We start from the raw sequence: 18,348 nt of genomic DNA, 5'->3' as shown, positions 1-18,348 counted from the left end.
CATGTCGGAAATTGCTCCAAAACAATCGAATCTTCCACTTGAGTATTCAACGAAACAAAATCAATTAAATATTTTAGGTTTTTGGATTTTTCTCGGGGCAGAGCTTGCCCTGTTTGCCACCCTCTTTGCTACGTATCTTGTGCTCGTCTCCAGAACAGCGGGCGGACCAGGTCCCGAGGAATTGTATGAATTGAAAACAGTTTTGATTGAAACTTTTCTTCTGCTTACAAGCAGCTTCACTTGCGGTCTTGCCGTTTATGAAATGCGAAGAGGCAAGCAAGCCGGTATGATCGGCTGGCTGATTGTTACGATATTGTTGGGAATCGGTTTTTTGTACTTTGAAATAGAAGAGTTCATTTTGTATGCTGTTCATGAAGGTGCAACAATGCAAACAAGCGCGTTCCTTTCATCCTTCTTCGCTCTTGTTGGAACGCACGGGCTTCATGTTACGATCGGGATATTTTGGATTTTGATTATCATTTTGCAGGTGCTGAAAAGAGGCCTTAACGCGGATACGGCAAGAAAAGTGTTTATTTCAAGTCTATATTGGCATTTCCTTGATGTCGTTTGGATTTTCCTCTTCACACTCGTCTATTTGACAGGGATGGTGAGTTAACTTGGCACAAAACGAAAAAGGATTTCCTTGGAAGCATGTCTTCGGGTTTTTGTTGTCCATAATATTGACGTTATTGGCGGTGTGGATTACATTTTCAACCGATCTGCCGACAAATACGATTATTACATTAATTGTCGTTTTAGCATTTTGCCAAGCGTTTATTCAGCTTTTGCTGTTCATGCATATGAAAGAAGGAGAGAGCGGTTCTTGGCAGGCAACAATGATTTATTACGGGATCTATATCGCAATTGTCATTGTTGCAGGGTCTATATGGGTTATGTCCTTAGGCCATCAACATCACTATTAACATAAGCGTCCCGAAAAAAGGTTACGAAACCTCTTTTCGGGATTTTTTTGTTCAAAACAAGCAATTGAGTGTTTTCCGTTTGTAAGCTGTGCATAAGTGGATAAGTTTATCAACAAATGTGAATTATTTAATCATATATGTAGTAGGGAACAAATGTGCCAATACGAAATGTGGATAGCTAATGTGGATATGTGGATAAAATATGTGTAAAAGCTGTTTATATTAGGGGGATTTCCTGTGAATATCCGTTGATATATACAAAGAAGCTTTGCGGAAATTCTCTTCTTTTAAAAAAACAAATTTTGATACTTTGTTGTTTTTGCCCAATGAGTACGAACGAAACAGTACAAAGATAATGTGGATAAACTGTTTATATTTAACCTGATCTATAACGTTTCCAGCTATAGGAGGTAGATTTTTTTTGGAGAAGACGTATAATAAATGAGAACGTTCGATCTTCTTGCCCGCACGTGCTTTCAAGGAGGTAAAGGGATGTGAATGTTAATAAAGAAAATAATATTGTGGAATTATTGCTGAAAGAGAAGATTGTAAATGATGAGGATCGCCAAATTCTTGATATGATTGTGCCGGAAAGGCTGAATCGTTTATATGAGGTATTGAAGGAACGGACTCGTTACGTATCCATATTGTTGGAAGCGGTGGATGACGGCCATAATCAAGCGGCTGTTCTTCGTTCTGCCGAAGCTTTTGGCGTGCAGAATGTAACGGTTGTCACCGGAAGAGCGCCTTTTGCCCCTAATGAATTGGTGACGAAAAGTGCAGACAAATGGCTGACAATTGATTATCAATCAGATATTAGTGCAGCCATCAGTCAATTAAAAAAGAAAGGATATCAAATATATGTTAGCCATTTGAGTGAACAGGCTGTTCCTCTTGAAAAGCTTGATGTAAGCAGACCGACTGTCCTTGTTTTTGGAAATGAACATAGCGGTGTTTCAAAAGAGGCGGTTGACATGGCTGACAGAACGTTTGTAATTCCTATGAAAGGATTTGTGCAAAGCTTAAACATTTCCGTTGCTGCTGCCTTGTCAATTAAACATATAACGGATCTTGCAAAGGGGAGAGCTGGCGCCGAGTATTATTTAACATTGGAAGAAAAACAGGAGATCTTTCGGGATTGGATGCTTAAATCGTTAAATAACCGGTTGAGAAAAATTGTTGCTCAATACAAGTAGCTATTACTGGACCCCTTTTTTCTTCTTAGGGGTCCTAATTCTTAATCGCTGCCAGTGACTATTAAATCTTCATCAATATATGCTAAGACTGCTCCAGGAATAACCCGATCTCCCTCTTTGACGAACAGCTTGTCAATGATTCCTCCAATACCGACGCTGATTTGGACAAGAGTACCCTCATCCGTTTGAATGGTAAACAACGGTTCCCATTCATAAATCCGGTTTTTTGCTTCGGTCATAATTTTTTTTATGACACCATAAAACGGACTTGTCACAATTTCTTTATTTCCCCATGTTTTTGTCATCACGTCTTTTCTAATCATCCCATCACTCTCCTTGAACTTAAGATTTTTTGCATAGGGCATAATCCGGGACAAAAGCGAAATGGGTGTTATGAAGAGGAGATTTGGCCAAAACTTCTCATCATGAGGTGCAGGCTGGAAACAATGGTGTGTTGTAAGATGCGTTAATTAAAAATTTTTTTATATTCTAAATACTATTCTATTCCAAAACGAAATATCCTGCAAAAGAAAAATAAAATTGTAAAAAAAATGTTATAAATTAATGTAAGTGATTATTATTTAGTATAAATCTAAAAAAACGGGGATGGTTATGCATGCTTGATTATGTTCGTTATTATGTTCACCGCTTTTTTTATAAAATATTTCATTTTCAAAAAGAGCCCAACAAAACAATTGCCGTCGCACACCGGGGAGCATCTGGATATGCTCCGGAAAACACATTTGCAGCCTTTGATCTCGCTATTGACATGAAGGCGGATTATTTAGAATTGGATGTACGGATGACGAAAGACGGGTTGCTCGCCGTTATTCATGATGAAACGATTGATCGTACAACAAACGGGTCAGGTTTAGTTAAAAATTTCACATATGAAGAACTAAAACAATTTGATGCTGGAGCCTGGTTTCATCGAAAATTTTCCGGAGAAAAAATACCCCTTTTATGCGATGTCCTTAAGAAATACAGGGGGAAGATCAATTTTTTAATAGAAGTTAAAGAACCGAAAAAGCAGTTCGGCATTGTAGAGAGGTTGGCAAAAGAACTGATCGAAAAAGGGGATCAGCAACTGAATGTGGTCGTTCAATCCTTTGATACCGCTTTTTTACAGGAATTCCACAGTGTCTTGCCTTCGATTTCTCTTGGAGTGCTCATCGGATATAGACATGGCGCTATTACGGAGGAGCATTTACAGCAATATGCAGCATTTGCGACATATATCAATCCGAATAAAGCGCTTGTAACCCCTAAATTAGTTTATATGATTCATCAGAGCGGCATGAAAATTATGCCTTATACAGCTAGAGATATACACGATATTCAACATTTGATGGCCATGAATGTCGATGGAATTATTACGGATTATCCCGATTATTTGACAAATTTGCCAAAATCGCCCTCTTATAGTAAAAGAAGCAGGATTAGGTAATTTCGGCTTTTAAAATGGACACTAATTTTGGCAAATATTGAATGACGGTATAGAAAGGAGTACAATACGGTTAGTGCTTTCATAATATAATGGAGATTCGTCCTTGAGATTTGTTTCAACGATTAAGCCCGTTAGAAAGATCTGATAGATTGCAAGGAAGCTTGAAGGGGATGCCTGCTCTGAAAGGTTTCAAATTTTTGCTGAACAGGCTTCATCCATCTGTCATCACCGCTAGACACAAATGGGCCTCTTGGACATTTCAACATTCCGTATGGAACAGACAGCGATTAAATATTATGGGGGTTTCATGATGATGAAAATGTATAATGATGATAGTTTGACGCTCCATACCGATTTATACCAAATCAACATGGTCGAATCGTATTGGAGGGATGACATCCACCAAAAAAAGGCAGTTTTTGAGTTGTTTTTTAGAAGACTTCCTTTTGGGAGCGGTTACGCTGTTTTTGCCGGCCTGGAACGAATTATTGATTATATACAAAATTTCCGCTTCACAGAAGAGGACCTTGCTTATTTAAGGGAAGAGCTGAATTACAAAGAAGATTTTATCCGTTACTTGGAGAACCTTCGTTTTACCGGCACGATTCGGTCCATGAAAGAAGGAGAGCTTGTATTTGGAAATGAACCGATTTTACGTGTGGAAGCCCCTCTAGGGGAAGCGCAGCTTATTGAAACAGCTCTTTTAAATATTGTGAACTATCAAACGCTTATCGCAACAAAGGCTTCAAGAATTAAACAAATTATTGGAAATGAATCAGCGCTTGAATTTGGAACAAGAAGAGCCCATGAGATGGATGCAGCTATTTGGGGAACCCGTGCAGCTTATATTGCCGGCTTTGATGGGACAAGCAATGTCCGAGCAGGGAAGATTTTCGGAATTCCTGTTTCCGGAACCCACGCACATGCATTTGTTCAAACGTATCGTGATGAATATGTTGCATTTTGTAAATATGCAAGTACTCATAAAGACTGCGTTTTTTTGGTGGATACATATGATACGCTTCGCTCCGGTGTTCCGAATGCCATTCGGGTTGCAAAAGAATTTGGCGATAAAATTAATTTTATCGGTATTCGCCTTGACAGCGGGGATTTGGCTTATCTGTCCAAAAAAGCGAGAAAAATGCTTGATGATGCTGGTTTCCATAACGCAAAAATTATAGCTTCGAGCGATCTTGATGAACATACGATTGTCAATTTAAAAGCTGAAGGAGCGAAAATCGATGTGTGGGGAATTGGAACGAAGCTGATTACCGCCTACGACCAGCCTGCATTGGGAGCTGTGTACAAATTGGTTGCCATTGAAGGGGACGACGGCAAATTAGTCGATACAATAAAAATTTCATCAAATCCGGAAAAAGTGACAACACCAGGCTTGAAAAATGTATATCGAATTATCAACAACAAGGATAAGAGGGCTGAAGGAGATTATATTACATTACATTTTGAACAGCCGCAAAAAGAAAAGCGGCTGAAAATGTTCCATCCTGTCCATACATTTATCAAAAAATATGTAACCGATTTTACGGCAAAGGATTTGCATCACGATATTTTTGTTGATGGCGAGCTTACGTATGAATGTCCTTCATTGGAAGAAATCCGGTCATATGTAAAAGAAAATTTGGAGCTGTTATGGGATGAATATAAACGCATTTTAAATCCTGCCGAATACCCTGTTGATCTGAGCGAATTGTGCTGGGAAAATAAAATGAGAAATATTGAGGAAGTAAAGCAAAAAGTTAAAAATATGGATTATTAACATGAAAAGAGCCGAACGAACAGCCACAATGGTCGTGAGCTAATCGATTCGGCTCTATTATTTATTCGTATAATCTTAATGCGGCATGACAAGTTGGGCCGACATATTGATTTAAAGGAAAGGAATGGCGGATGGCTGCTGTAATAAACTTTTTGGCGGAATAAACGGCTTCTTTAACCGTTTTGCCATTTGCTAGTTCAGCTGTAATCGCGCTTGAATATGTGCACCCAGCACCATGTGTATAGGTTGTGTCGATTCGTTCGCCTTCTAGGATTTCAAAATCCTTTCCGTCATATAAAACATCAACAGCATATTTATGCTCAAGCTTTCCGCCGCCTTTCACCAAAACATATTTTGCACCAAGATCATGAATAATGGCAGCTGCTTCTTTCATTTGATCGACCGTTTGAATAGTACCTAACCCGCTCAATTGCCCTGCTTCAAAGAGATTTGGAGTAATAACCGTCGCGACTTTTGTCAGAGAATTGCGAATCGCTTCCGCATGGTCGGGATAAAGCACTTCATCTGCCCCTTTGCATACCATGACAGGATCGATGACCGTGTTTTTTAAATTATATTTTTTAATTGTATCTGCTGCCAGCTCGACAATTTCTGCTGTCGGGAGCATTCCGGTTTTCATGGCATCTACACCGACTCCCTCTATAATCGTTGCGAGCTGGGCCTTTATGGTATCGATTTCAATAGGGAATACTTGATGCTGCCATCCGTTATGAGGATCCATTGCTACAATTGTAGTGACCGCAGTCATTCCATAAACTCCGTATTCTTGGAACGTTTTTAAGTCCGCTTGTAAACCTGCTCCACCGCTGGAATCGGAACCTGCGATCGTCAAGGCTTTTTTCATTGTCATTTTGTTACCTCCATCCAGCTGTAAAGATTTTATAACAACATTATAGCAGTTTGTACCATAAGAATAGAAAAACATTTGCTTAAAAACAAAAAAAGGATTAAAATATAATTAACCATCGGTTAATAAATAAGAATGCAGCTAAATGCCAACACGCCAAAATCAGAGGCACGCTTGTTGTTGTTAAGAAAGGAATGGAACAATTGGCTCCTAGAAAAAAAGACACTGAATTAACGAAAGAGGCAATTATGAATGCTGCTAGAGAGCTTTTTGTCATAAAAGGATATGAACATGTTTCCATGCGGGAAATCGCCAAAGAATTGCACTGCACACATGGAGCGCTTTATTATCATTTTCAAAATAAAGCAGAGCTTTTTTATAAAATTGTGCAGACGGATTTTCAATTTTTAGACGGGCTGTTAGAAAAAGTGCTGCAAGCCTCGTATTCTTCTAAAGAAGAAGCTGTAAAAACGATCTTGTTAAAGTTTATTGAATTCGGGCTGACATATAAAAGTCATTATAAGCTGATGTTTTTAACACAAAATCTCGAGCTTGATATGCTGATGGAGCAAGAGCCGAATAAGTCATATGAACGTTTTGCGCAGGCTATTTTTCAGTTTGCTCCAGATAAAGCAAATCCAACAGTCATTTGGTGTTTGTTTCTTGCAGTAAGCGGTTTTGTAACGAAATATGTACAGACCGATGCTGAGTATAAAGATATGGAAGGACTTGCTGAACAATATGTTGCTTTTTTAATCAAAGGATTTTTAAGTTGAAAAAAGTAATAAGCACTTAAGCTTATTTACTTTTTTGCATATTATTGACCAATGGTTAATTTTAAGATCGGAGGTAAAAAGGATGAGAAAAGCGGTTATTTTAGGTGCATCAGGCGGAATGGGCTACAATTTAGTTCATGAATTGCTGAATAGAGAGAATATTGAGGTTGTCGCCGTAGCCCGCAATACAGAAAAAATGAAAAAAATGTTTCACCGTTTGAACGATCGCGTCAGCATTGTCGCTGGAGATGCCCTCCATCGATCCAGCATCTTGCAAGCATGCGAAGGTGCGGAATGGATTTTCCATGCCATTAACATACCGTATCCGCAGTGGGAGAGAGATCTATTGATCATCATGGAAAATGTGCTGGCGGCAGCAAAAAAAGAAAAAGCTAAGCTTGTTGTCGTTGATAATATTTATGCATATGGACGGTCAAATGGAAAAACAATGTCCGAGACTGATCCGAAAAATCCTCATACTAAAAAAGGAAAAATACGATTGCGGCTTGCTGAAATGGTGGAAAAGAGCGGAGTAGACTACTTGATCGCTCACTTCCCCGATTTTTACGGTCCATGTGGGGAAAAAACATTGTTGCATCATACGTTAAAAAAAGTTGTCCAAAATAAACGATCTCAATTTATCGGGGATTTAAATATACCGAGGGAATATATTTTTTTGCCGGACGGTGCCAAAGCTTTAGTTGAGCTTGCATTAAGGGACGATACCTATCATGAGCACTGGAATATACCGGGGGCGGGAGTTATTTCCGGACGGGAAATTATTCAAATCTTGAGGGAAAAGCTTCAATATGAAAAGAAAGTAAGTGTTGTCACGAAATCGATGATTTATTTTTTAGGGTTATTCAGCCCGATGATGAAGGAAATGGTTGAAATGATGTACTTAGTCGAAGCGCCTGTCGTATTATCGGGTGAAAAATTTGAAAAATGAATCGGGCCGCTGCCAAAAACTCCTTACGAACAAGGCATCATCGCAACTGTTGATTTTATGAAACATCAAGAAGAAGCGTGATCACTCCCGATGTTGCAACTGGCTTCGCATGGAACGGAGAGACTAAATGCTCAATACTTTCCCGATTTCGTCTAATTCAGCAAACCTTTTGAGTGGAACGGAGTAATTCAGCTGCTTGCTCCGTCTCCGCCCCATGGTTTATTGTTTAGCAAAAGCTCCCTGCGGTGAATACATATTTTCGGGTGATTTCGTTAACTGTTCCCTTGCAAACAGCACTCTTCCATTCCGAATAGTGACAGGAACCCCTTGTTCAGTATAATATCCGTGCTCTTTTGCAATAACGTCAAAGCTTTTATTGGATTTTAGAATAATGACTGGCGTATGCAGCTCAACTTTTTCAAAGAGCCAGCGAATTTCGGCGTTATGCATGCGGACACATCCGCTGCTTGCATACGTTCCAATCGATCTTGGATTATTATTGCCGTGAATGGCAAAATTGTTTCCATAATATCCTAAAGCATCAAGACCAAGCCAGCGATCACCCAATGGATTTCTCGGGTCTCCTCCTGGAATCTTTTCTTTAAAATAAGGGCGGTTTTTAATTTTTGTGACAATGGGGAAAATGCCTTCTGGAGTTAGCTGAGCATATTTTCCTGTTGCGACATGAAATACTCTTTGAAGAATTCCGTCTTCAAAAAATGCCAGTTTATTTACGCTCTTGTTTATTATGATCAGCTGACCATCAATCTTTTGTTCAGCTGCAACTGGTGATGAAAGAATAAAAAAGAAACAAGAAATAAATGCGATACCTATATAGATTTTCTTTATGCTCATATGTTTTTAAACCTGTCCTTTCTGTTCATTCTCTTTATAAAATTATGTGCTTATGCAAAGAACTATTCAAAAAAAGCTGCAATTACGAAAAAATTTGTAATCAAAAAGAAACATAAATAATTTTTTTGTGAACTTGAATAAAGGAGTAAGCAAAAAAATTATTTCCGTCGTGTGTATCGACATCAAGCTAGAAACCTCTTCTAGCAAATGATTGGGATGAGGTGTGCCTCAGGATCATGACCCTCGCCTAAAATGCCTTCCTTATGGGCGTCTGCCACATTAAAGCATCGAGAGGGGCAGCATATTTGATGTCGTAGGCCTTGTCCGTCTGTTTCAGCATTTTTTCAATGACGAGCTTTGTCTCATTTGGCTATTCGGTAATAGTTAAAAATGAATGGATATTCCGTTTACCTGCGAGTTTCTAACAGACGAAAATCAATAGAATCGTCAGAACATTTGCGTTATCTTGGAGCATTACGGCTTGTTTAAACGTGATAAAAATGCATCAAATGTTTTTCGTACATTTAGGGCACCAAGCTTCTCACTTTATAATGGGAACGGCAAAAAAGTTGATATTTCAGTCTTTACTGCGATTTTTGCCCTCTTGCTTCTGTCGAAAGCCTTAATGTTTCATGTGGAACATTTTGCAAAATATTAGCGACAGCTGTCACCCTTTGACAAAAAAAGCCGAATCATCATAACATTAAAAATAGTGATAGATCAGTAGAAGCTAAGAGGGTGGCAAACGTTGAAGCAGATTTTAAAAAATGATTGGTGGGGACTGTTGAAAGAAGAGTTTGAAAAGCCATACTACAAAGAGCTGCGGGAATTTTTGAAGCAGGAATATGCCCATCATACGATTTATCCGGATATGTACGACATTTTTAATGCTTTGCATTACACGCCTTATGAAGAAGTAAAGGTTGTCATTTTAGGCCAAGATCCGTATCATGGACCAAATCAAGCACATGGATTAAGCTTTTCCGTAAAGCCGGGGATTGCTCAGCCGCCGTCTCTGAAAAATATTTTCATCGAGCTTGAGAACGATCTCGGCTGCAAGCCTCCAAACCACGGTCATCTTGTCAAATGGGCGAAGCAAGGTGTTCTATTATTGAACACTGTGCTGACGGTAAGGCAGGGACTAGCCAATTCTCATAAAGGAAAAGGATGGGAACAATTTACCGATCGAGTGATTAGCTGTTTAAACGAGCGAGAGCGTCCAGTCGTCTTTATTTTATGGGGAAGGCATGCACAGGCGAAAAAAGAAATGATTAACATGAATAAGCATTTTGTCATTGAGTCGCCGCATCCATCGCCATTTTCGGCAAACAGAGGCTTTTTTGGCAGCAGGCCTTTTTCTAAAGCAAATCAATTTTTAAAGTCCATCGGATCAGAAGAAATTGACTGGTGCATCAGCGATAATGACATTTAATTGCTGCCTGCCGTTTGCGTGATAAGTGGAAACATGAAAAAGGGACTATCCAAAAATAAAACGGATGAAGAAACATCATAAAGTTTTTCTTCATCCGTCTTTTTTTTTGGAGATTCTGTTGAAAGTGAATGATTTTCCGGACGCTTTCAATAGATTGTGTTCCATGGCCACAATTCCAACTCCGTTTGGACTTTCGAAAGCCCTCGAAAAGAAAATCTGCGGAACGACCGATTGCCTTAATATGACGGGGCGCACTTTCTGCCTCGGTTTTTCTTCAAGAATAGATTTGTGCACCCTCGTCATTGCATTGGAATCTGTCATATTTGCGCATGAAAGGATTTTTTAGGAAATATTGAAGCAATATAGACTTGTAAAACGTCTTTCAAATAGAAAGGAGGTTCGAAGCAAATGACCAATATCTCAAGACTACAAAAGCATCGCTTTGTTCTTTGCGGAGTAGAGGATTTGACAAAGTACGATCATTCCTAACAATTTTATTTATTACAAGGAGGAAAAATATGTTAAAAAAAGGTATCTTAATCTTAAACAGCAATACTATTAACAACATTCGTAGGATTTGAAGGTAATAAAACAAGTGCTGCGACAAATGAATCAACTACTGTATTACCAACTGAAAATGATTATGATGCTTTAAATAATGAGAAAAAAGAGTTAGTTCTCGACTATAATAGTTTTGCTAAAAATTATCAATTAGATAGACCAGGTTCTATTACAGTAACTGACCCAGTTAGACTTAGCGGCGTTCAAACAAACTCTGTTCCTAGCTATGCAGTTAAAAAAGCTTTAAAATGGGCGATTAGTAACACTACTACCATAACTAATTTTGTAGGTAAAACTTTAGGGAAAGACGCAACTGTTAAAGTAGGAAATTTAATGCATACTTACGTTAAACCTGCTTTAAGAAAATTAGAAAGTGTGGAAAATTTAACCTATGGTAAGATAGAAGATGCTGTTTATCAAGCATTAAAAAAACCTCTAGGAAAAACCACAGCTAGAATTGTAGCCTCCGTAATTAGAGAAGCTATTGAATTTTTGGCTCCAGTGTAAGACACATAGGTAGGGAGGGGAAGTATGAATGAAAGAATTAGAGGATAGAATTAAACATATTGAAGAAGAAATTGAACAAATTAACAGACTTGATAAAGAAACATATCAATTAACACAAAAACTGGGTAAAGTAATGAAACTATTGGTTGAACTTGTTGAAACAAACAAACATATTGATAAAAATGATATAGACTATGTTCTTTTAAAATTAAATATTGATGCAACTAAGTATCATAAATTAACCTTATTAGTCAGTAAAACAGAAAGAATGTATAGAAAAACTGGTGAATTTCCAAATCTTCAGGAGTTTCATCAGTATGTCATTGAAACACTTTCTCTCACTGATGAAGACAAACAAAGTTTTCCAATTGAAGTTACTGAAAACCTATTAAAAAAATTTGCAAAAGATGAAGATAACCTTTTTCCAGTATGCAAAAAGATTCTTTCAACAAAATAATAAAAGAGCACACTCGTCCGAGTCGAATTCTGGTTAACTAAAACTGATTTCCGAGCAATAATTAAAGGTGAATTTCAAATGGAGCGACATACTTATGTTCTTTGTTTGGTGGAATTGGTGGAGCAGTTGCAGGAGCTATCGTAGGGGGCTATTTTATCTGAATATGTAACTGGCGTCCCAGTATAGAAAGTATAAATATAGTAAATATTCTATAATCTTGCCCCAATTGGGGGAGAAATGATTATTATGAAACAAGCCGTTTTTTCCGCAGTTTTTGCGGGATTAGTTGTTTTAGTAGGTGAGTATATTTCACAAATAGTTTCATCAAGTTATCAAAATACCATTTGATGATTGGCATCCCATTTATTTGTAAACTGTTTGAAAAATAAGCAACATATCATATTTTAGACTTTCTGATAAAGTCGCTAAATGAAGTAAGTGGAGAAAACAGCTCGTTTTTCTTCATTGGCTTTTGTATTTTTGAAAGTAGCTGGCGAATACCAGCAATTTTTAACATGTTGGAGATAAAGCTATAACCCCAAACTCAACATGTACCTTGTCGAGCCCCTGAAAAGAAAATCTGCGGAACGACCGATTGCCTTTAATATGACGGGGCGCACTTTCTGCCTCGGTTTTTCTTCAAGAATAGATTTGTGCACCCTCGTCGGACAAAAGGCTCTTTTTTCGGATACGATGCTATGAAGAAGCCGCTTGGAGCCACAGCTATAAGAATTGGAGCTAAAGCCATTGTAGAAGTGATTCTGATCTTTCGTCCAGTTGAAAGAAAAGAACAGGAGGAGATCGAGTATGGATGATAGAAATAGCTCGGAATGATTGAAATTTTTTAGAATCAGGTAGAAAGGTTAGATAAAGAAATTTATAACTTAAATTATTAGGTAGAGCTTTTAAAAATCTATTAATAAAGATTATTGGTAATCAAAAGATATCTCCTGACTTATTATTAATATTGATTACGTTGCTCTGAAAAAAGATTTAAATGGTGAGGAGCGGGCAGAGATCGCATTTTTCCTTCTCAAAATTCAAAAAGAGTATATGCAAGAAGGTAAAGTGCCTAGTCTAGAAGAATTTCATTCCAGATTGATTGAGGTATTAGGCGTTACCCAAAATGAAAAAGCAGAATATCCAATTCAAATCTCAAAACAACTGCTTCAAAAATATGAGCAAATAGGCGAATTCCCAGTTGCAAAAGAGATTTTATCTAAATGAGAGGTGCTTTACCATCGCCTCTCACTTTTTGCGTTTCTTTAAGCAAATTCTCGTCTTTGTCTGATTGCAATATTATGTACTTTATTTTGCAGCACACAGTTCTTTCTTAATTGTTCGTTTGACGCTTGCATTTTTACTAGAAAGTATGTTTTTTTGTCAAAACAAATAGAGGCCCAAAAAGCCAACTTTCAATGACTTTTGGGCCAGCTCCATTATTTCAATGCTTGCTGCAAAAACTCAGGAAGCTTAAAGCACCCTTCGAGAATAGCTTGATTTACATATTTTGTATCTTTCGAAAAATTGTCCGACTTTACATCTTCATATTTTTTCGATCCGATTGTAAAGCTCCATAGTCCTCCCGGATATGTAGGAACAACAGCTGTGTATAGTTTTGTAATCGGGAATAAAGATTGAATATGGCTATAAGACCGTTTTAAAACATCCAAGTGGAAAACAGGCGATTGACTTTGGCATACCATGAGGCCATCGTCTTTTAACGCTTTATATAGGTTGGTATAAAAATCTTTTGAAAACAGCTGTTCTGCCGGTCCAATCGGGTCAGAAGAGTCAACAATGATCACATCGTATTCATTTTGTTTGTTTTCTACATATTTCACGCCGTCAATAAATAAGAAATTTACGCGCGGATCGCTTAAGTTTCCTGACACTTCAGGCAGATGCTCCTTGCATGCGGAAACGACAAGCTCGTCAATTTCCACCATATCGATTTCCTTCACTGAATCATATTTGCACACTTCTCTGGCAACACCGCAGTCTCCGCCGCCGATGATCAGCACTTTTTCCGGATTTGGGTGGAGATTGAGCGGGACATGGGAAATCATTTCATTATATATATGCCCATCAATAGAAGTGGTTTGCACAACTCCATCTAGCACTAGCATGCGGCCAAAATCATATGAATCCAATACCATAACATGTTGAAAAGGGGATTGCTTTGAAAAAAGCACTTCTTTGATTCTATAGCTGATTTTTAAATTTTCTCTTTCATCTTCTGTTAACCATAAATCGCCGTTTATTGTTTGCAAATATTGATTGTCCATCTGCAGGCCCTCCTTGTGCTCAAAAATTCCTTACTTATTGTAACAAGTTTGTTATGAAAAGTGAATGAAGCAGACAAGTTTGTCAATAAGGAAAAAATCAAATATGATAAAAAAAGCAAGATCATTATCTTTCAATAAGGAGCGATAGGAGTTGAATATACCGGTCTCAAGCATAATAGGAAAAATGGAGGAGGAACTGAAAAAGGCAAAGGCAGCAGGAACACCTCATGATCTAAAAGCCCGGCTTCTTGTCATCCGTTCTTTATGTGATGTTATTTTGGATCAACAAGAGGAAAATTATGATTTTTCAGCTAGTCAAGAGCCAAAAAGCGAAAGTGAAATAACTCCATTAGAGCTGGAAAAAATGATCGGAAATGCAAACAGCAAAACGCTGACAATGAAAGAACGTTTGTTGGTCGAAGACGATGCAAATGGAGAATCTATTTTTGATTTCTAACAAAATCTTGTCATCTGTAAAATCTTCATTTAAAAAAAACGGACGATAAGGTAAGATGAAGGGAAAAAGGGGTGAAGATGATGAAAATATTTTTCATTCTTGGAGCCGTCGGTGCTTTTTTGTCTGTAGCTTTAGGAGCATTCGGCGCCCATGGTTTGGAAGGGAAAATTCCGCAAAAATATTTGGAGACATGGCAAACAGGTGTACAATATCAAATGTTCCATTCGATAGGCCTTTTTGTCACGGCTCTGTTTTTGCAGCAGCATCCGCAGGCAGGCTATGCAAATTGGGCCGGGTGGCTGATGCTCATCGGTATTCTCCTGTTTTCCGGAAGCCTGTATATATTAAGTGTGACGCAGATCAAAGTGTTAGGTGCAATTACGCCGCTTGGAGGCATTTCATTTTTAATTGCATGGGTTCTTCTTGCTGTTGCTGCAGTTAAATATATGTAAATATAAACGTCTGTCTACTATATCGGGACAGGCGTTTTTTTGTGCAAAGAAATGAAAGGGTGACCTTCTTAACCGATTCAAAGGTCATAGCCAGAGCTTCATCCAAAAATGTGTCCCGTTCATTTTGGCTCCTAGCTTCCTAATGATAGAAGATTCAGTGTGAATGCAATGTTTTTTGTTCAACATACTGTCAAAAAGTACTATGGAAAATGTGATTTTTTTCACAGATTGACTAACGTAAGCTAAACTACAATTTTTTTAAAAGAAGAAAAGGTGGTGTTATGGGTGGCAAAAGAATTCATCTCCGATAAAAAAGAGCAGGAAATTGCTCAAAAGAAAGAATATTCGTTATTTGGCACTTTTTTATCTGTTCTTATGCTGGCTCTTTTTTTAATACTTTCTTGGTTTGGAGTTTACTACTTATTTATTCAACGATTATAAAGGAGGGGGATCATCTTGCATTTGCACAAACTTGAAAAGGTTTGGCTATTAATAGGTATAGGTACGCTTGTGATGTTTTTAACAATCGTGGGCATCAGTGCATTTGCACAAGGTCATCATCCGCCGAGTGATCTGACCACATTGGATCCGCAAAAAGTCGATACGACAGAGCCGTTTAATCAACCAGGCTTAAAGAAAATTGGAGACAACGAATACGAACTTGTTATAGTTTCTCAAGCTTTTGCCTTTATGCCGAATGACATAAAAATACCGGAGGGAGCAAAAGTTCATATTATCGTGACAAGCAAAGATGTTGTTCATGGCCTTGAAATCGTTGGCACAAATGTCAACATGATGGTGACCCCGGGACATGTGAATTCGCTTACACATACATTCCATAAACCCGGCAGCTATTTAATAATTTGCAACGAATATTGCGGTACTGGGCACCAAATGATGAGCACGAAAATTGAGGTGACAAAAGCATGAAAAATACAGCGCTTCACCCAAACGATGGAAAGCTGGCGCTCGCCCATATTGCAGTTGGTTATATTGCATTGTTTTTAGGAGCGATTGCCGGGTTATTGCAGGCTTTTGTTAGAAGCGGAACGCTTGAGCTTCCGGCAGGGATCGGGTATTATCAGCTTTTGACTGCTCATGGCGTTTTGTTGGCACTTGTTTTTACAACATTTTTTATCATTGGTTTTTTATATGCTTCCATGAGTCGGACGACAGGTGATTTAACTCCGTTTGCCAAAAAGGCGGGTTGGATCGGCTTTTGGCTTATGACGATTGGAACAGCGATTACAACGGTTATGATCTTATTAAATAAAGCGACCGTTCTATACACTTTTTATGCACCACTTAAAGCATCGCCATGGTTTTATATCGGTCTGACGCTTGTTGTAGTCGGCAGCTGGGTAAGCGGAGCTGGCATGTTTAGCCAATACGCTGTCTGGAAAAAGAAAAATGAAGGAAAACCGTCTCCTCTATTAAGCTTTATGGCAGTTGCCACAATGATTTTATGGATCATAGCAACATTGGGCGTAGCAGTAACGGTATTATTCCAGTTTATTCCTTGGTCCTTCGGGTTAGTCGATAAAATCAATGTGCTGTTAAGCAGAACACTTTTTTGGTATTTTGGCCATCCATTAGTGTATTTCTGGTTATTGCCTGCCTATATGTGCTGGTACGTCATCATTCCAAAAATAATAGGCGGGAAAATTTTCAGCGATTCGCTTGCAAGACTGGCGTTTGTACTGTTTGTTCTTTTTTCCATCCCAGTCGGCTTCCATCATCAAATACTAGAGTCTGGGATCACTCCGTTTTGGAAGTTTTTGCAAATTGTGTTGACGTTTATGGTCATTGTTCCATCTTTAATGACAGCTTTCGCTTTGTTTGCAACATTTGAAATAAGCGGAAGAGAAAAAGGGGCCAGCGGACTGTTTGGCTGGGTGAAAAAACTTCCGTGGACAGATGTTCGCTTTTTTGCACCGTTTATGGGAATGCTCGTTTTTATTCCTGGCGGAGCAGGCGGAATCATTAATGCAAGTAACCAAATGAACCAAGTCGTTCATAACACTTTATGGGTAACAGGACATTTCCATTTAACAGTGGCCACCACTGTAGCGTTGACGTTTTTTGGTATTTCCTATTGGTTGGTTCCTCATTTAACAGGCAGAACGTTAACACCGCGATTAAATAAATTAGGGATCATTCAAACCGTTTTCTGGTGCATCGGTATGTTCCTAATGTCAGGAGCCATGCATACAGTTGGTTTGTTTGGAGCTCCTCGGCGGACCGCTTATACAACATATGGAGACCATCCGCAGGCGTTGGAATGGATGTCTTATCAAACTATCATGGCGGTTGGCGGAGCCATCTTATTCGTTGCCATTTTGATGATTCTTTATATTGTTATAAATTTGGCAGTGGCTGCTCCAAAAGGAACGGAAGAATTTCCAGTTGGTGAAGTTCATGAAGATGCGGAAAAAACACCATTGCTTCTAGAAAATTGGAAAATTTGGATCGGTCTGTCTGTTGTGCTAATTGTAATCGCTTATACAGTACCGGTCATCGATATCATTGAAAATGCACCAAGTTCACCGGGATTTAAATTCTGGTAGAAGAAACTGGGCGTTGAATTTTCACGCCCGGTTTTTTTTATGTGCGCCCGGCATGGGTGTAATCTCTAGGGTGAAAGTCCCGAGCCACGAAGGCAGAAGTAGTGGTTAGCCTAACGCAAGGGTGTCCGTGGTGACGCGGAATCTGAAGGAAGCTGGAGGCAAAACACCGGTCCGAGGAACACGAACCTCATATAAGGCTAGGTATGATTGAGTGAGTTTGCAAAACAAAACAAAGCTCTTTCTGTCGAAGGTCATATCGAGTAAATGAGGCGGATAGATGGTGTGAAAGTGCATGTACTTACCCGGGGAGGTCTGGTGGATATGTGAAGTACGCTTCATAACCTACTTAGTGATAAGTAGCTGAACCGTCAGAAGTCAGCAGAGGTCATAGTATTAGTTGGTCTAGAACAACTAAGAAGGACCGAACAATTAAGAGAGAATAGCCCTTGGCATTCAGTGAGTCATGATGAACACAGAAAACGTAGTACCTCACTTGAGGGAGGAAGCGGTGAATCCCGTGGGAGACCTCTTGGAGGGTGGAGTGACCACTGGCATAAAGAGAACAGCTATTCACGGAAGTTATGAAAACTTGCGTCAATTATCTTAATTGAACCGCCGTATACGGAACCGTATGTACGGTGGTGTGAGAGGACGGGAGTTAATCGCTCCCTCCTACTCGATTATTGCTATGGATGCGGAAAATGCCCTAGATGAAATGGGGGAGGTAATCGGAGCTTTTTTCAGAATCTCGATTATACGTTTTAAGTCGAAGGGAAAATAAAAAAGCTTAATTGGTCGTTTTTGAAAGTTTTCTAGTTAAGATCAAAATGAAAATA

At 38.7% G+C, this 18,348-nt stretch carries 19 protein-coding genes and 1 pseudogene; 16 read left to right on the top strand and 4 right to left on the bottom strand.

Going from position 1 to position 18,348, the window contains the following annotated elements; genetic code table 11:
- Nucleotide 1 precedes the first annotated feature (1 nt).
- From qoxC to NSS70_RS19800, 3 genes are all read left to right on the top strand, one after another.
- Nucleotides 2–616 carry a cytochrome aa3 quinol oxidase subunit III gene (gene qoxC / locus NSS70_RS19810; protein WP_063389078.1) on the top strand — a complete coding sequence of 205 codons (615 nt, stop codon included), beginning with the start codon at nucleotides 2–4 and terminating at the stop codon, nucleotides 614–616.
- A gap of 1 nt (nucleotide 617) precedes the next feature.
- Nucleotides 618–923 carry a cytochrome aa3 quinol oxidase subunit IV gene (qoxD, locus tag NSS70_RS19805; RefSeq protein ID WP_063389077.1) on the top strand — a complete coding sequence of 102 codons (306 nt, stop codon included), beginning with the start codon at nucleotides 618–620 and terminating at the stop codon, nucleotides 921–923.
- Between the two features lie 494 nt (nucleotides 924–1,417).
- A complete protein-coding gene (locus NSS70_RS19800) occupies nucleotides 1,418–2,119 on the top strand; it encodes a TrmH family RNA methyltransferase (protein WP_327856162.1) in 702 nt (233 codons plus the stop codon).
- Between the two features lie 41 nt (nucleotides 2,120–2,160).
- On the opposite strand, the gene NSS70_RS19795 is transcribed toward NSS70_RS19800, so the two are convergent.
- Complete coding sequence (locus NSS70_RS19795) at nucleotides 2,161–2,442, bottom strand: biotin/lipoyl-binding protein (protein WP_235600486.1); 282 nt, start codon at nucleotides 2,440–2,442, stop codon at nucleotides 2,161–2,163.
- Between the two features lie 293 nt (nucleotides 2,443–2,735).
- Here NSS70_RS19795 and NSS70_RS19790 point away from each other — a divergent pair, with 293 nt between their 5' ends.
- Together NSS70_RS19790 and NSS70_RS19785 are read left to right on the top strand one after the other, a co-directional pair.
- A complete protein-coding gene (locus NSS70_RS19790; RefSeq protein WP_240326740.1) occupies nucleotides 2,736–3,566 on the top strand; it encodes a glycerophosphodiester phosphodiesterase in 831 nt (276 codons plus the stop codon).
- Nucleotides 3,567–3,876: 310 nt separating this feature from the next.
- Entirely contained in the window at nucleotides 3,877–5,343 is a 1,467-nt protein-coding gene (locus NSS70_RS19785; RefSeq protein WP_144597608.1) for a nicotinate phosphoribosyltransferase, read from the top strand.
- Nucleotides 5,344–5,404: 61 nt separating this feature from the next.
- Here NSS70_RS19785 and NSS70_RS19780 read toward each other — a convergent pair whose 3' ends face one another.
- A complete protein-coding gene (locus tag NSS70_RS19780; protein WP_066251370.1) occupies nucleotides 5,405–6,214 on the bottom strand; it encodes a bifunctional hydroxymethylpyrimidine kinase/phosphomethylpyrimidine kinase in 810 nt (269 codons plus the stop codon).
- A 200-nt stretch (nucleotides 6,215–6,414) separates the two neighbouring features.
- Here NSS70_RS19780 and NSS70_RS19775 point away from each other — a divergent pair, with 200 nt between their 5' ends.
- Both NSS70_RS19775 and NSS70_RS19770 read left to right on the top strand, forming a co-directional pair.
- Entirely contained in the window at nucleotides 6,415–6,987 is a 573-nt protein-coding gene (locus tag NSS70_RS19775; protein WP_157727879.1) for a TetR/AcrR family transcriptional regulator, read from the top strand.
- An 82-nt stretch (nucleotides 6,988–7,069) separates the two neighbouring features.
- Nucleotides 7,070–7,933, top strand: a pseudogene (locus tag NSS70_RS19770) (SDR family NAD(P)-dependent oxidoreductase); the annotation flags it as partial.
- 222 nt (nucleotides 7,934–8,155) lie between these two features.
- Here NSS70_RS19770 and NSS70_RS19765 read toward each other — a convergent pair.
- On the bottom strand, nucleotides 8,156–8,791 hold the full coding sequence (locus NSS70_RS19765) for a L,D-transpeptidase (protein ID WP_339198048.1): 636 nt from the start codon (nucleotides 8,789–8,791) through the stop codon (nucleotides 8,156–8,158).
- A 748-nt stretch (nucleotides 8,792–9,539) separates the two neighbouring features.
- On the opposite strand from NSS70_RS19765, the gene NSS70_RS19755 reads away from it, so the two are divergent.
- The 4 genes from NSS70_RS19755 (at nucleotide 9,540) to NSS70_RS19740 (ending at nucleotide 12,975) form a co-directional block, all read left to right on the top strand.
- Nucleotides 9,540–10,223, top strand: coding sequence for a uracil-DNA glycosylase (locus NSS70_RS19755; protein ID WP_063389069.1), 684 nt, complete (start codon nucleotides 9,540–9,542; stop codon nucleotides 10,221–10,223).
- An 894-nt stretch (nucleotides 10,224–11,117) separates the two neighbouring features.
- Nucleotides 11,118–11,291, top strand: coding sequence for a hypothetical protein (locus NSS70_RS19750; RefSeq protein ID WP_161939832.1), 174 nt, complete (start codon nucleotides 11,118–11,120; stop codon nucleotides 11,289–11,291).
- A 28-nt stretch (nucleotides 11,292–11,319) separates the two neighbouring features.
- On the top strand, nucleotides 11,320–11,748 hold the full coding sequence (locus NSS70_RS19745; protein WP_063389066.1) for a hypothetical protein: 429 nt from the start codon (nucleotides 11,320–11,322) through the stop codon (nucleotides 11,746–11,748).
- Nucleotides 11,749–12,801: 1,053 nt separating this feature from the next.
- The gene (locus tag NSS70_RS19740) at nucleotides 12,802–12,975 is read left to right on the top strand and encodes a hypothetical protein (RefSeq protein WP_235600485.1); all 174 of its coding nucleotides are present in this window, start codon (nucleotides 12,802–12,804) and stop codon (nucleotides 12,973–12,975) included.
- Between the two features lie 212 nt (nucleotides 12,976–13,187).
- On the opposite strand, the gene speE is transcribed toward NSS70_RS19740, so the two are convergent.
- Nucleotides 13,188–14,036: a polyamine aminopropyltransferase gene (gene speE / locus NSS70_RS19735; RefSeq protein ID WP_094244739.1), complete on the bottom strand. Its 849-nt coding sequence runs from the start codon at nucleotides 14,034–14,036 to the stop codon at nucleotides 13,188–13,190.
- A 151-nt stretch (nucleotides 14,037–14,187) separates the two neighbouring features.
- Here speE and NSS70_RS19730 point away from each other — a divergent pair, with 151 nt between their 5' ends.
- The 5 genes from NSS70_RS19730 (at nucleotide 14,188) to NSS70_RS19710 (ending at nucleotide 17,512) form a co-directional block, all read left to right on the top strand.
- Nucleotides 14,188–14,493: a YwdI family protein gene (locus tag NSS70_RS19730; protein ID WP_144597606.1), complete on the top strand. Its 306-nt coding sequence runs from the start codon at nucleotides 14,188–14,190 to the stop codon at nucleotides 14,491–14,493.
- Nucleotides 14,494–14,573: 80 nt separating this feature from the next.
- Nucleotides 14,574–14,945, top strand: a complete 372-nt coding sequence (locus tag NSS70_RS19725) for a DUF423 domain-containing protein (protein ID WP_063389063.1) — start codon at nucleotides 14,574–14,576, stop codon at nucleotides 14,943–14,945.
- 285 nt (nucleotides 14,946–15,230) lie between these two features.
- Nucleotides 15,231–15,386, top strand: a complete 156-nt coding sequence (locus NSS70_RS19720) for a cytochrome c oxidase subunit 2A (RefSeq protein WP_117016867.1) — start codon at nucleotides 15,231–15,233, stop codon at nucleotides 15,384–15,386.
- A 15-nt stretch (nucleotides 15,387–15,401) separates the two neighbouring features.
- The gene (locus tag NSS70_RS19715) at nucleotides 15,402–15,875 is read left to right on the top strand and encodes a cytochrome c oxidase subunit II (RefSeq protein WP_094244737.1); all 474 of its coding nucleotides are present in this window, start codon (nucleotides 15,402–15,404) and stop codon (nucleotides 15,873–15,875) included.
- Nucleotides 15,872–17,512, top strand: a complete 1,641-nt coding sequence (locus NSS70_RS19710; protein ID WP_094244736.1) for a b(o/a)3-type cytochrome-c oxidase subunit 1 — start codon at nucleotides 15,872–15,874, stop codon at nucleotides 17,510–17,512. The genes NSS70_RS19715 and NSS70_RS19710 overlap by 4 nt, the downstream gene beginning before the upstream one ends.
- Nucleotides 17,513–18,348 lie beyond the last annotated feature (836 nt).

The sequence above is a fragment of the Aeribacillus sp. FSL K6-2848 genome, assembly GCF_038004325.1.
GTDB classification, from domain to species: Bacteria; Bacillota; Bacilli; order Bacillales; family Aeribacillaceae; genus Aeribacillus; species Aeribacillus composti.
This window is presented reverse-complemented; position numbering and strand designations above follow the sequence as displayed.